We start from the raw sequence: 13612 nt of genomic DNA, 5'->3' as shown, positions 1-13612 counted from the left end.
AGCTTATAGATATTATATCTTGGATCAATGAATAAAGAAATGCTAGACTATGTAGCATGAGATGAATTGATTCGCATTCATGACAATGAGGTGAAACTGATGGCAAAAACTATGTTTGAGAAAATTTGGGACAATCACGTTATTCATCAGGAAGCAGGCAAACCTAGCATCATTTATATCGACCTGCAGCTGGTTCACGAGGTAACGTCTCCGCAAGCGTTCGAAGGACTTCGGCTGTCCGGCCGCAAAGTGCGCCGCCCGGATCTGACTTATGCAACTATGGATCATAACGTTCCTACTAAAGACCGTTTCAACATTACAGACCCTATCTCCAAGCAGCAAATCGACACCTTGTCGCAAAACTGTAAGGATTTCGGCGTTACTTTGTTCGACCTGGACAGCATCGACCAAGGCGTCGTGCACGTTATGGGCCCTGAGCTCGGCTTGACGCACCCAGGTAAAACGATCGTTTGCGGCGACAGCCACACTTCCACTCACGGTGCATTCGGAGCTCTTGCTTTCGGTATCGGTACGAGTGAGGTTGAGCACGTGTTGGCGACTCAATGCTTGCAGCAAGCGAAGCCAAAAACAATGGAAGTGCGCATTAACGGCAAGCTGAACCCTGGCGTTACGGCGAAGGACTTGATCTTGGGCGTTATCGCTAAATACGGCACGGACTTTGCTACTGGCTACGTATTGGAATATACCGGTGAATCTATCCGCAACCTGTCGATGGAAGAGCGTATGACGGTATGTAACATGTCCATCGAAGCGGGCGCAAGAGCAGGTCTGATCGCTCCGGACGAAACGACATTCAACTATTTGCGTGGACGTGAATATGTGCCTCAAGGCGCTGCATTCGACCAAGCGGTAGAGCAATGGAAGCAGCTTACTACGGACGCAGGCGCACAATACGATGCGGTTGTAGAATTCGATGCCGACAGCCTGATCCCGCAAGTAACCTGGGGAACAAGCCCTGGTATGGGTACGGACATCACGGCTCTTGTACCGGATCCAAAAAGCTTTGCTACCGAGAACGAGCGTAAAGCCGCTGAAAAAGCGATCGAGTATATGGGCATTACTCCGGGCACTCCGATGACCGATCTTGCAGTTGACTATGTATTTATCGGTTCCTGTACGAACGGACGTATCGAAGACCTTCGCGCAGCTGCCAAAGTAGCGCAAGGACACAAAGTATCTTCGAACGTGACTGCGATTGTCGTACCTGGCTCCGGCCGTGTAAAAATTCAGGCGGAAAAAGAAGGCCTGGATAAAATCTTCACTGAAGCGGGCTTCGAATGGCGCGATGCGGGCTGCAGCATGTGCTTGGCGATGAATCCGGACGTATTGAAACCGGGTCAACGCTGTGCATCGACCTCCAACCGTAACTTTGAAGGACGTCAAGGACGTGACGGACGTACGCATCTGGTGTCTCCTGCAATGGCAGCGGCAGCAGCGATCAAAGGACATTTCTACGATGTTCGCGATTGGAACTTCAAAGTGAAGCAAGAAGCTTAATTCAATAAACCTTAAGTGAGGAGAATGACTACATGGAAGCTTTTACTAAGCATACCGGTCTTGTAGGCCCGGTCGACCGCGTTAACGTAGATACAGATGCCATCATCCCTAAACAATTTTTGAAACGGATCGAGCGCTCCGGCTTCGGCCAATTTTTGTTCTTCGAATGGCGCTTTGACAAGTCCGGCGAAGTGATCAAGGAGTTTTCCTTGAATCAGCCTCGCTACCAAGGTTCGTCCGTTCTGATCTCCCGTGCGAACTTCGGCTGCGGATCTTCCCGTGAACACGCGCCTTGGGCTATTCAGGATTACGGCTTCAAAGTCGTTATCGCTCCGTCTTATGCGGACATTTTCTACAACAACTGCTTCAAAAACGGCATTTTGCCTATCAAATTGAGCGAAGAGCAAGTGGAAGAGCTGTTCCAGCGTACGGCTAAGACGGAAGGCTACCAATTGACGGTTGATCTTGAGAACAAAAAGATCACTGACGATCAAGGTTTGAGCATCGACTTCGATCTGGATGAGCACCGCCGTCAATTCCTGCTGCAAGGCTTGGACGATATCGGCTTGACGCTTCAGCACGCAGATAAAATCGCTGCTTACGAAGAAGCACACAAAGCTCGTCTTGCATATAAATAAGCTGTTTATTAAGAGACTGTTCCGGGTTATCCGACCCGGGCGGTCTTTTTTTGTTTAAGTGGGGTTCATGCGCAGCAAGGTAACGTAAGCGCGAAGAAATATGATACAATGAACCCAAAAGCTGGAAGATCCGATCGAGGGGGAGAACAGGTTGGAACAAAGACGCGAGGAAGCGGAAGCAAGGCTGGCCGCATACGGTCAGGAGCATCTGCTGCGCTTTTACGATGAGCTATCCGGCGATTCGCGACGACAGCTGCTGGATCAGGTGCTGCAGCTGGATTTGGAGCGGATCCGCTCGATTTGGGAGCAAGCTTCCGTTAAAAAGGAAGAGGATGCTTTTGCAGCGGCGGGCATATCCCCGATCCCGGCTTACGCATGGGACGAGCTCAGCGATAGGGAGAAGCAGAGCTATACGGAGGCTGGGTGGCGCTTGCTGCGGGAGGGCAAAGCAGGAGCCATAGTAGTAGCCGGGGGACAAGGCAGCCGGTTAGGCTACGATGGGCCGAAGGGGACGTATGACATCGGTTTGCCTTCATGCAAATCGTTCTTCCAGCTGCAGGCGGAGCGGCTGATTAACCTTACGGAGCGGGCAGGACAGGCTATCCCGTGGTACATTATGACCAGTCCCGCCAATCATGACGAGACGGTGCGTTTTTTCGAGCAAGCAAATTATTTCGGGCTGCGTTCGGCCGATTGCTTTTTTTTCACGCAGGGCGTTATGCCTGCTCTGGATGCTGAGGGGAAGATCTTGCTGGCTGCAAAGGATCAGATCAGCTTGGCGCCTAGCGGCAATGGAGACTGCTTTGCAGCTTTAAGGCGTTCGGGCGCCTTGGTCGATATGAAGCGGCGCGGATTGACATGGCTCTATTATTACAATGTCGATAATGCGTTGGTGAAGGTAGCCGATCCGTTGTTCCTCGGAATGGCGGCATCCCATTCTCATCCTGCAGCTGCCAAAGCGGCGGAGAAATCCGGTCCCGAGGAGCAGGTGGGCGTGCTGTGCATGAAGTCCGGACGTCCGGCGGTCGTTGAATATACCGTCATACCGGAAGCTATGAAGCATGCAACGGACCGGCAAGGCAAACTCCTTTACGGCTTGGGCAACCTGTCGATGCAAGCGTTCCGGCTTGACTTTATTGAAAAGTTTGCGGAGGCGGAGCTGCCTTATGCAATGGCACATAAAAGGATCAGCTTCATTGATCCGACCGGCCGTCTCGTGGTCCCGGAGCAGCCAAATGCATTCAAATTCGAACGGTTTATATTCGATTTCTTCTCATTGGCCGACAACATTACCGTATTGAAAGTGAAGCGGGAGGAGGAGTTTGCGCCCGTCAAAAACAAAGAAGGAGAGGACAGCCCTGAAACCGCGCGCAGGCTCGTATTTGACTTGCACAGGAAATGGCTGCTAGCTGCAGGTGTACCTGCCGAGCTGATCGGGGACCGCCCCATCGAAATATCCCCGCTGGATTCTTATTCCGGCGAGGGCTTGACGGATGACGTTGTCCGGAAGCTGCTGCAGCAGTAAAAAGAGCTGTCCCATTTCCATAATGGGACAGCTCCATAATCCTGAAGCGCGTCATTGGCCGCGATGCTTATATTTCGCTTATTGCACCTTTAAAGCAAATTTTCGCTCTCTCATTGCTTCCTTTTGCCGCTTCGATTCGCTTTTGCGTTCCATTTTACGATGCTCATACTAAAATACAGAGTGACGGACATCCCGAGGGGGTAGGCTTCTGGCGCAACAGACAGGCTGCTGCGGCAAAAATTGTTGTTTACTCGTTGTGTCCGCTTCGATCTGCATCTGTGCCGCCAACGCCTCTTGCCTGCTGCAGCCGGAATTCCTTCGGGGAGATCCCGTACTTTTCGCGGAACACGCGGTGAAAATACGTATAACTGCCGAAGCCGGACGTTTCGGCGATCTGCTCGAGCGTCATGCTGCTGTAATTCATTCGTTCGATGGAGGTGGACAAACGAATTTCGAGAGCATATTGAATCATCGTTTTGCCGAAGCATTCCTTGAATAGATGGACCGCCCTCGATACGCTTAAGCCGACATGGGCGGCAACATCCTCGATCTTGAAGGGAAGGATGGCGTGCTCTTCTATGAAGCTCTTCATCCGGGAGGCGAGAAAAGAGCTCCCATGGAGCGTTCGTGTCTCCGTAACGGCCCTGTCAATATGAAGGCATAGGGCACGCAGCAAGTAATCCGACAGCTCCTTGTTTTCGTCTTCGATGCGCCGCTTCTCCAGAATGATTTGCCTCCATAAGATGAGAAGCTTTTCATAGGCGGCGATGCGGACCTTTTGCGGCTTTTTGCTTTTTCTCCACCACGCTTCGAGCCACTCGCCCTTGCAAATGATGTAATAGTCCCCGCTGGAAATAAGCGTCTGCCCAAGCTTGTTCGTATGCTCGTCGACCCGCAGGTCATAGATGTCTCCCGGCTGATACAACAGCAAATCTCCGGTTTCGATCCGTGTCATCGCTCCGTTCACCATAGCCTGACAATAGCCTTCCGTCTGCAGACGGAACAGGTAGGCGCGCATGACATCGTTGTGCCCGGTCTGGAAACGCTGCGAATGATAGGAATAGCCGCATGATAGAATTTGAGAGAGCATCCACGTAACTCCTTATCGATTATTAGCAAAATAGTTCATGTTGTAACCACATCGTTCATAGTCATTATAGGGGATTTGCGATTAAAATGGTATCAAATAGATTACTTTATTGGGAGAGTGAACAGGTTGAGAAGAATGGGCATTGGTGTGCAGCTTTATACGGTTCGTGACGACTTGGCGAAAGATTTCCGCGGTACGCTGCGCCGTGTGGCCGAGCTTGGCTATGAGGGCGTTGAATTTGCCGGTTACGGTGGCCTGCCTGCCGACGAGCTGAAGCAGCTGCTGGATGAGCTGAACCTGAAGCCGATCGGAGCTCATGTGAGCTTGCAAAATATGCGTAACGATTTGGACAAAGAGATCGACTATTTGCTAGCGATTGGTGCCAAATACCTGATCTGCCCTTATGTAGCGGCGGAAGACCGCCAGGATGCGGAGGCTTGGAAAAGCTTATTCGTGTTCTTAGGGGAAGCGGCACGCAGAGCCAATGAAAAAGGCTTGAAATTCGCTTATCATAACCATGCTTTCGAGTTTGAGACGAAGATTGGCGACCAATATGTTTTCGACGCGCTGTACGCATCGGCACCAGAGCATATTTTGGTGGAAATGGACGCAGGCTGGGTCCAATATGCAGGTCTCGATACGCTGAAATATATTGCTGATTATGCGGGCCGACTGCCGTTGCTTCATCTTAAGGATTTCAAAGGCATGATCAACAATCAGATCAATACGGTTGAGCTGGGACAAGGCGAGATCGATTTGCCGGTCGTTATTCAGGCAGCATCCGATGCTGACGTAGAATGGCTGATCGTGGAGCAGGACCGCTGTCAAAATCCTCCTCTGGAAAGCGTTGCCACAAGCCTGAAATGGCTTCAGGACAACTATCTGTCCAAATTTTAATAGCACTTAACCTAACTACAAAGGAGCCGAAACGATAATGAGCAAAATTAGAGTCGCCGTCATTGGCTGCGGAGCCATTTCCAAGCACAGACATATTCCTGAATATGCAGCAAATCCGAATGTAGAGCTGGTTGCATTCGTCGATATTATAAAAGACCGCGCGGAGCATTACGCATCCCAATACGGCGCCAAAGCCTACACCGATTACAATGAAATGCTGAAAGCGGAAAAGCCGGATGCCGTGAGCGTATGTACTCCGAACGCTTTACATGCCACGGTTTCGATTGCGGCAGCCAATGCAGGCGCGCACGTCCTGGTTGAAAAGCCTATGGCTACTACGGAAGCCGAAGGTTTGGCTATGATCGAAGCGGCACGCAATAACAATGTCTACTTGATGGTAGGTCACAATCAACGTTTGATGCCGCCTCATGCGAAAGCAAAAGAAATCCTGCAAACGGGCCGACTCGGCAAGGTGATTACGTTCCGCACTTCGTTCGGACATCCCGGACCGGAAGGCTGGAGCGTAGACGGAAGAGACAGCTGGTTTTTCCGTAAGGAAGAAGCGATCATGGGCGCAATGGGCGACCTTGGAGTTCACAAGTCCGACCTTATCCGTTGGCTGCTCGATGACGAAGTGGTGGACATTGCAGCATTCGTCGGAACGATACATAAGGAAGGCACCGATGTTGACGACAACGCGACTTGCGTAGTGCGCATGCAAAGCGGCGTGATCGGAACGCTCGTAGCAAGCTGGACGTACTACAAAGGCGGAGACAACAGCACAGTGCTTTGGTGCGAGAACGGCGTAATGAAAATCGGCACGCACCCGGACGATCAAGTCATTGTGGAGCTGCGCAACGGTTCGGTAGAGAAATACAAGGTGGGAGCTATGGCGACCAACGAGAAGCAAACGACAAGCGGCGTCATCGACGAATTCGTCAACTGCCTCGTTACCAATACGCCGCCTAGCATTTCCGGTGAGGAAGGCTTGAAGTCGTTGAAAGTCATTCTTGCTGCCTTCGAATCGCAAGATACGAAAAAGGTCATTTCTCTTTAATATAGTCATAGTTGTACAAAGGCGAGTCTTCAGCTGCAATTGCGGCTGCAGGACTCGTTTTTTTTGCCGGAACAATGAGGATTCGTGTACTCCATAACCGGCGATCATGGATGTTAATGGGTTCACAACAATGTCATAGGATTTCCGCTTCGGCTTGATGTATAATGAAACTAAACGGTTGTTTGCAAGCGTTTTTACCGTTGGTTAATAAATAGATAATTTGCAGCAGGAAGCGGTTAAGGGGGAGACGGCATGCAGTGCAGCAAAGTCGGAGTCATCGGTGCAGGAACTATGGGTCAAGGAATTGCGGAAATGCTAGCGGCTCAAGGGCTCGACGTCATACTGATCGATCGTTCGAAGGAGCAGGTGGAGCGAGCTTGGGAACAAATCGAGATGAGCCTGGACAAGCAGATGGAGAAGTGGGCGATTACGGCCGCTGAGAAAAAGCTCATTTTATCGAAGATACATAAAGAAACCGCTTTACAGCGCTGCGCGGAGTGCCAGCTGGTCATCGAGTCGATCACCGAGGACCTGAAGCAGAAGATGAAGCTGTTCCGGCAGCTGGATTCGATCTGCCCGCCTACGACTATACTGGCAAGCAATACGTCGACGTTAAGCTTGACGGAAATTGCCGCGGTAACGGAGAAGCCGGAGCGCACTATCGGCATTCATTTCATATATCCCGTATCAAAAATCCATTTGGTGGAAATTATTAGAGGGTTGAAAACTTCTGAAGAAACGTTTGCATTCACCAAGCAGTTTGTGGAGGAAACGATCCAGAAACGGGGCATTCAAGTATATGAATCGCCTGGTTATGTTACGACACGGTTAATTTGTGTGCTAATTAACGAAGCTTTGCATACGCTGTCAGAAAGGGTGGCGAGTGCGGAAGACATCGATACGGCAATGCGGATCGGGTACGATTTCCATTATGGTCCGCTGGAGATGTGCGACCGGTTCGGGCTCGATTCGGTGCTCGCCGCCATGGAGAGAATGTTCCGGGAATTCGGCGATGTCAAATACCGTCCGGCGGTGCTGCTGAAGCAAATGGTACGCGCAGGCCAGCTTGGCACGAAAACGGGACAAGGCTTCTTTCGTTATGACAAGGACGGTGACCGGTTATGAAAATTTTAGTCATTAATGCGGGAAGCTCTTCATTGAAGTTCCAGCTGTATTCGATGGAGAACGAAGCGGTGCTTGCCAAGGGAAAAGTAGAGCGAATCGGCATGGATTCCGCCATTGCGAGCTTCGAGCCTGATGGAAAGCCGGAGATCCGCGAGGTGTCGGAAATATTGGAGCATACGTCCGCCATTCGGAAGGTGCTGGATATGCTGGTTCACAAGCAATACGGTGTGCTCGGATCGATTCAGGAGATTGATGCTGTCGGGCATCGGGTTGTCCATGGCGGCGAGTCGTTCTCCGGCTCCGTCCTGGTCGATGAAGACGTGAAACGCGAGATCAAACGATTGTTCGATCTGGCACCGCTTCACAATCCGGCGCACATGCTTGGGATTCATGCGGTCGAAGCCAACATGCCGGAGGTTCCGCAGGTTGTCGTGTTCGATACGGCTTTCCATCAGACGATGCCGCCGCAATCGTATTTGTATCCGATACCTATGGTTCTGTACAAGAAGCATAAAATACGCCGGTACGGGTTCCACGGCACTTCTCACGCTTACGTGAGCGAGAGAGCCGCTATGCTGCTGCAGAGACCTTTACAGGAACTCAAGCTGATTTCGTGCCATATTGGCAACGGGGCAAGCTGCACGGCGGTTATGAACGGCAAATCGTACGATACGAGCATGGGAATGACGCCTTTGGAAGGGCTGATGATGGGAACACGCAGCGGCGATATCGATCCGGCTATCGTGCCTTATGCGATGGGCAAAGAGGATTTGACGCTCGGCGAGGTTAACTCGATGCTCAATAAGCATAGCGGATTGATGGCGATTTCGGGCATCAGCAGCGACATGCGGGAAATTCTCGAATCGATGGAAGCTGGGGATAAAAACGCCGCATTAGCCTTCGAAATGTACGAATACCGGCTGCGCAAATATATCGGCGCCTATGCAGCTGCCATGAACGGACTCGATGCTATCGTGTTTACAGCTGGGGTCGGGGAAAATTCTCCGGCGCTCCGTAAGGCGGTATGCACGAATTTGACCTTCCTAGGCGTTGAGCTCGATGAGCAGGCCAATGCAGCAAGAAGCCCGGAAGACCGCCGTATCTCGACTGAACGGTCCCGGGTGCAGGTGCTGGTCATACCGACGAACGAAGAGCTGGTTATTGCGAGAGATACGCATCAATTGATATTGAATCGATTAAATGTAGTATAATATAAAGATAAAGAGATCCCAATAGCAGGAAGGATGGTCTGTTTGAGCCGAAACTTATCCATGATCCGCGATGTCAGTCAGTACAAAGACAATACGGTTACGATTGGCTGCTGGCTGCATAACAAAAGATCGAGCGGTAAAATTCAATTTTTGCAGCTGCGCGACGGCTCCGGTTTTATACAAGCGGTCGTTGTCAAAAGCGAGGTGCCGGAGGACGTATGGGAAGCGGCTGGCAAGCTGACGCAGGAGAGCTCGCTGTATGTGACGGGCACAGTCCGGGAGGATACCCGCAGTAAGAGCGGATACGAGCTGACCGTTACCGGCATTGAGATCATTCAAGTATCTTCGGATTATCCGATTACTCCGAAGGAGCACGGGGTCGACTATTTGATGGATCACCGTCATCTGTGGATCCGTTCGCCCCGCCAGCGCGCCATTCTTGTCGTGCGTGCGCAAATTATCCGCGCTATTCAGCAGTTTTTTGATGAGAGAGGCTTTCATCTCGTCGATCCGCCGATATTGACGCCGTCCTCTTGTGAAGGGACGACGAACTTGTTTCATACGAAGTATTTCGATGAAGACGCCTTTTTGACGCAAAGCGGTCAATTATATATGGAAGCGGCAGCGATGGCGCTCGGCCGGGTTTACTCGTTCGGACCTACCTTCCGCGCGGAGAAGTCGAAGACGCGCCGTCACTTGATCGAATTTTGGATGATCGAGCCGGAAATGGCATTCGTCACCCACGAGGAGAACCTGAAAATTCAGGAGCAGTTCGTGTCTCATATCGTGCAGTCAGTGCTGCAGCACTGCAGTAATGAGCTTGAGGTGCTGGAGCGGGATACGTCCAAGCTCGAGAAGATCCAGGCGCCGTTCCCGCGGATTACATACGACGAAGCGGTCGCGTTCCTGAAGGCCAACGGGCATGAATTCGACTGGGGCGAGGACTTCGGAGCGCCGCACGAAACGGCTATTGCCGAGAAATACGAGACGCCGGTGTTCATTACACACTACCCGACGGAAATTAAGGCTTTCTATATGAAGCCGGATCCGAGCCGGCCTGAAGTCGTCCTGTGCGCCGACATGATCGCGCCGGAAGGGTACGGGGAAATCATCGGGGGAAGCCAGCGGATCGACGATCCCGAGCTGATGGAGCAGCGCTTCACGGAGCATGAGCTGTCCAAGGAAGCGTACCAATGGTATCTCGATTTACGCAAATACGGAAGCGTGCCGCATTCCGGGTTCGGCTTGGGATTGGAGCGTACGGTCGCTTGGATTTGCGGGCTGGATCACGTCAGGGAGACGATACCTTTTCCAAGACTGTTGTACCGCTTATACCCGTAAATTAGAAAACGCAGCATGATCGTACATCCAACGGTTATTGGGCTATGCATGGAGAGGTGATCGGATGAAGGTTAGCAATCACGAGGCGGAGCTGATGGCGGCGTTTACTGCCGGCTGGAGGGAAGGAAGCATTTCGGTGCCTTACTTGCTGCTTAAGCATTACCATCAGTGGAAGCTGACGGAAGTCGAGGTCATGCTGATGATTCACGTCATGGCCTTTATGGAGAAGGAACGAATTGATTTTCCGACGCTGGAGGAGCTCCAGGAAAGAATGAGCGTTCCGGCGGAAAAAGTGATAGCCGCATTGCAAAAGCTGCTGAAGGAAGGGCTGCTATCCATCGATGACAGCATTGATCCGCACAGCGGCATTCAATATGAGAAGTACAATTTGAACCCTTTGTACGAGCGTCTGGCAGCCTGCTGGCTTGAGGAAGCAAAGCAGCGCAAGAAACAGCCTGAACCAGTAAGGAAGGATATTTTTTCCATATTCGAGAAGGAATTCGGACGGCCGCTGACTCCGATGGAGCTGGAATCGATAACGGGATGGCTGGATAAAGACAGCTACCCGGAGGAATTGATTTTGGCCGGACTGAAGGAAGCGGTATTCGCAGGGAAGGTGCATTTTCGCTACATTGACCGGATCTTGCTTGAATGGAGCCGCAACCGGATTACGACCGTGGAGCAGGCGAAGGAGCATTCGCAGAAGTTTCGATCTATCCGATGAGGGCTCCTCGTCGGAAGGAAGCTCGGTACAGACAGACTGGGGCGACACTTCGTGCTTGGTACGATACGAACGAGAAAGAACCTTTACGGAAATGATTTCCGTAAAGGTTCTTTTTTTTGCAGTTTAGGACTTGTTGTTTATAACGATCATACCGGACTCGGATATGACATCGCTCTTCAGGATTTTGGCGAAAAAGTCCACAGGAACGAACAGGCTTCCTTCTTCATTAATATATGGGGCGGCGCCTAGCTGGATCGGAGCAATCTTGTTGTACGCGTAGCTGTCTTGACCGACCGTTACCGCGGTCCATTGCGCGCCTTTGATAACCTCTGCCTGCTTCTTGTCTGCATTCCATTTGATCTCATAGCCCAGACTTTCGGCAGCTGCTCTTAACGGAGCAAATGCCATTCCGCTGCTATTCGTGACCAGAGACAGCTCTTTGCCGCCAACAACCAGCTTGACCGGTGCGGAACCGGAGTTGCCGGAGTCAGGCTGCTGCGGAATCGGAATACGGAATTCCGGTGTGCCGGACGAGTAAGGGGCGATCTCGTATTGACCGAATACGATCACGGCATTGCCTTTTTCGATATAAAAGGTTTGGGTGTCGGAAATACCTTTAAATCCGTCGGCAAAATAATTTTCCGGCTTTTTCGCGATTTCTTCTTTAATAAATTTATTTATGATGTCCTTATATTGGCTTCCGAACATATCCTTTAACTCGATACGCGCCGCTTGAGCTTGGTCGGATACGTTATAAGTGTCAATCCGCGTCATGCCGTGCGCTCCGCCCGTGTAGGTGTATGTGGCCGTTTTGATCGACAGATGGTCCTTGTCGTCGGTGCCTCCGTCCGCTTTGACCTCGTAAGCTACTGTCAAATCATAAGGGCGAAATTCATAGCCGCTTTGCTTCGCTGCTTCTGCGCCTTGCTTCGCTTGCAGCTTCATAGCATCCAAATCTTTCCTCGCTTGCTGATAGATGCTATCGTTCAGTTCCGCTTGATATTTCGTATCCTTCATGCCTTGAACGACCGGAATGCTGATATTGACGGTCAGCTCGTCCGTTTGCTCCTTAATCGGCTTGGAGCTGATTTGGAGAGCTTGTTCAGCTTGTCCGGACGTTGCAGGAATCGGAATCCGGAACTCAGGCGACCCCGCAGCATAAGGGGCAATCTCGTACTCGCTAAACACGATCACTGCTTGGCCGTTCTCGATATAAAAGGCTTGCGTGTCGGAAATACCTTTGAATCCGTCGGCAAAATAATTTTCCGGCTTTTTCGCAATTTCATCCTGAATCTGTTTATTGATGATGTCCTTGTACTGATCTCCGAACAAATCCTTTAACTCGATACGCGCCGCTTGATCCCGGTCGGATACGTTATAAGTTTCAATTACCGTCATGCCGTGCGCTCCGCCCGTGTAAGCATATGTGAGCAGCTTCAGCGATAGGATCTGAGTGCCGTTTGTTTTCATCTCATACTTCGACATCAGCTCATGGGGCCTAAAAACATATCCCGCTTGCTTAGCGTAGTCCGCATCCTCCTGAGCCTGCTTTTTGGCCAGTTCCAAGCCTTTCGTAGCATTCTGGTAAATCATATCGTTCAGTTCCGCTTCATACTGCTTATCCTTCAAGCCTTGAACAACGGGAATGCTGAGCTCGACGTTCAGTGCCTCGGACTGTTCCTTCACCGTCTTGGCGGTAATGACGACAGATGACGGGTTTACTGGTGCAGAGATTGGTACTGCGTTTATGCCGGCGGCGGATATGGGAACGGCCTGTACATCGGCGGCGAATGCACTTGGGGTATACGCGGCGATCAGGCAGCAACCGGCTACGCTGAGCTTCATGAGTTTAAACGGAGTTTTCATCGTTATGTACCTCCCGGGTGATTGTAGTGGTGTTGGTGACTATATTCATTATAGCTAATGACGACCAACATTTGGTTACGGAGAAGTTACAATTCCGGAAGCTTCGGGCAGAGAGCGACAAACCGTACTTCATGAGACCGTCCGCCACTGCTATATAATCGTGGTGTTATTGTCATTCAGGTCGGGATCATTGGTGTTCGTACTGCTATTCTGGTTGTTCGACACAGAGCCGAAGGCGTCACCAGGTGAAAAAGCGGCTGCACCCCCGTAGTTTTTCGAAGTGCTCGACAGCGCAATAACAGCGGCGTCACCAATTTGAACATTGGAGCTTTGGCTAACGTTATTGATTTTGACATTACCGACAATGGAAGGCACGGTCGACTCAACTCCTCTCAACCGGAAATAAGTTCTGCAGTTACTCCCAATGTATGTAGTTGTTTGCCCAAATGTTCCCCGCTCTTATCGACGGAGAAGCAGGCTGATTATTACAGTAAGTGATTTATCAGGTAAAAATTGGTTGTTAATGTTTCAGAGGCAAGGTATAATCTTCCTATTCTTATATGTGACTACTTTCACAAGATAGAAGCCTCATTTGATAGATAGATTTCCGTTATTGTATT

12 protein-coding genes are annotated in these 13612 nt (G+C 50.9%); 9 read left to right on the top strand and 3 right to left on the bottom strand.

From position 1 onward, the window contains the following. Positions 1-99: 99 nt before the first annotated feature. The 3 genes from leuC (at position 100) to ACFQ88_RS14030 (ending at position 3681) form a co-directional block, all read left to right on the top strand. Entirely contained in the window at positions 100-1518 is a 1419-nt protein-coding gene (gene leuC, locus ACFQ88_RS14040; protein WP_379454521.1) for a 3-isopropylmalate dehydratase large subunit, read from the top strand. Between the two features lie 32 nt (positions 1519-1550). Next, positions 1551-2156: a 3-isopropylmalate dehydratase small subunit gene (gene leuD / locus ACFQ88_RS14035; protein WP_239626850.1), complete on the top strand. Its 606-nt coding sequence runs from the start codon at positions 1551-1553 to the stop codon at positions 2154-2156. 151 nt (positions 2157-2307) lie between these two features. Next, positions 2308-3681, top strand: a complete 1374-nt coding sequence (locus ACFQ88_RS14030; RefSeq protein WP_379454520.1) for a UDPGP type 1 family protein — start codon at positions 2308-2310, stop codon at positions 3679-3681. Positions 3682-3928: 247 nt separating this feature from the next. On the opposite strand, the gene ACFQ88_RS14025 is transcribed toward ACFQ88_RS14030, so the two are convergent. After that, the gene (locus tag ACFQ88_RS14025) at positions 3929-4771 is read right to left on the bottom strand and encodes a helix-turn-helix domain-containing protein (RefSeq protein WP_379454519.1); all 843 of its coding nucleotides are present in this window, start codon (positions 4769-4771) and stop codon (positions 3929-3931) included. 126 nt (positions 4772-4897) lie between these two features. Between ACFQ88_RS14025 and ACFQ88_RS14020 the strand changes: the two genes are divergently transcribed. The 6 genes from ACFQ88_RS14020 (at position 4898) to ACFQ88_RS13995 (ending at position 11126) form a co-directional block, all read left to right on the top strand. After that, the gene (locus tag ACFQ88_RS14020; RefSeq protein ID WP_379454518.1) at positions 4898-5668 is read left to right on the top strand and encodes a sugar phosphate isomerase/epimerase family protein; all 771 of its coding nucleotides are present in this window, start codon (positions 4898-4900) and stop codon (positions 5666-5668) included. A 37-nt stretch (positions 5669-5705) separates the two neighbouring features. Continuing rightward, complete coding sequence (locus ACFQ88_RS14015) at positions 5706-6725, top strand: Gfo/Idh/MocA family protein (RefSeq protein ID WP_379454517.1); 1020 nt, start codon at positions 5706-5708, stop codon at positions 6723-6725. A gap of 252 nt (positions 6726-6977) precedes the next feature. Further along, a complete protein-coding gene (locus ACFQ88_RS14010) occupies positions 6978-7850 on the top strand; it encodes a 3-hydroxyacyl-CoA dehydrogenase family protein (protein ID WP_239626835.1) in 873 nt (290 codons plus the stop codon). After that, positions 7847-9061 (top strand): acetate/propionate family kinase, encoded by a 1215-nt coding sequence (locus ACFQ88_RS14005; RefSeq protein ID WP_379454516.1) that lies wholly within the window; start codon positions 7847-7849, stop codon positions 9059-9061. The genes ACFQ88_RS14010 and ACFQ88_RS14005 overlap by 4 nt, the downstream gene beginning before the upstream one ends. Positions 9062-9121: 60 nt before the next feature. Continuing rightward, a complete protein-coding gene (gene asnS, locus ACFQ88_RS14000) occupies positions 9122-10402 on the top strand; it encodes an asparagine--tRNA ligase (protein WP_379454905.1) in 1281 nt (426 codons plus the stop codon). A 64-nt stretch (positions 10403-10466) separates the two neighbouring features. Further along, positions 10467-11126 (top strand): DnaD domain-containing protein, encoded by a 660-nt coding sequence (locus tag ACFQ88_RS13995; protein ID WP_239626829.1) that lies wholly within the window; start codon positions 10467-10469, stop codon positions 11124-11126. Positions 11127-11249: 123 nt separating this feature from the next. Here the strand turns inward: ACFQ88_RS13995 and ACFQ88_RS13990 are convergent, their stop codons facing one another. Both ACFQ88_RS13990 and ACFQ88_RS13985 read right to left on the bottom strand, forming a co-directional pair. Next, positions 11250-12992, bottom strand: coding sequence for a PdaC/SigV domain-containing protein (locus ACFQ88_RS13990; protein ID WP_379454515.1), 1743 nt, complete (start codon positions 12990-12992; stop codon positions 11250-11252). A 150-nt stretch (positions 12993-13142) separates the two neighbouring features. Then, positions 13143-13367, bottom strand: a complete 225-nt coding sequence (locus ACFQ88_RS13985) for a spore germination protein (protein ID WP_239626824.1) — start codon at positions 13365-13367, stop codon at positions 13143-13145. Between the last annotated feature and the right edge of the window lie 245 nt (positions 13368-13612).

This window comes from Paenibacillus sp. NPDC056579 (genome assembly GCF_042793215.1).
In the GTDB taxonomy this organism is placed as follows: domain Bacteria; phylum Bacillota; class Bacilli; order Paenibacillales; family NBRC-103111; genus Paenibacillus_S.
The sequence above is the reverse complement of the archived record's forward strand: the minus strand, read 5'-3'. Positions and strand labels throughout refer to the sequence as shown.

Coding starts and splice junctions, on each gene's coding strand:
- ACFQ88_RS14025 (WP_379454519.1), bottom strand. CDS start 4,771: ATGCTCTCTCAAATTCTATCATGCGGCTATTCCTATCATTCGCAGCGT.
- ACFQ88_RS14015 (WP_379454517.1), top strand. CDS start 5,706: ATGAGCAAAATTAGAGTCGCCGTCATTGGCTGCGGAGCCATTTCCAAG.
- ACFQ88_RS14010 (WP_239626835.1), top strand. CDS start 6,978: ATGCAGTGCAGCAAAGTCGGAGTCATCGGTGCAGGAACTATGGGTCAA.
- leuD (WP_239626850.1), top strand. CDS start 1,551: ATGGAAGCTTTTACTAAGCATACCGGTCTTGTAGGCCCGGTCGACCGC.
- ACFQ88_RS13995 (WP_239626829.1), top strand. CDS start 10,467: ATGAAGGTTAGCAATCACGAGGCGGAGCTGATGGCGGCGTTTACTGCC.
- leuC (WP_379454521.1), top strand. CDS start 100: ATGGCAAAAACTATGTTTGAGAAAATTTGGGACAATCACGTTATTCAT.
- asnS (WP_379454905.1), top strand. CDS start 9,122: ATGATCCGCGATGTCAGTCAGTACAAAGACAATACGGTTACGATTGGC.
- ACFQ88_RS13990 (WP_379454515.1), bottom strand. CDS start 12,992: ATGAAAACTCCGTTTAAACTCATGAAGCTCAGCGTAGCCGGTTGCTGC.
- ACFQ88_RS14005 (WP_379454516.1), top strand. CDS start 7,847: ATGAAAATTTTAGTCATTAATGCGGGAAGCTCTTCATTGAAGTTCCAG.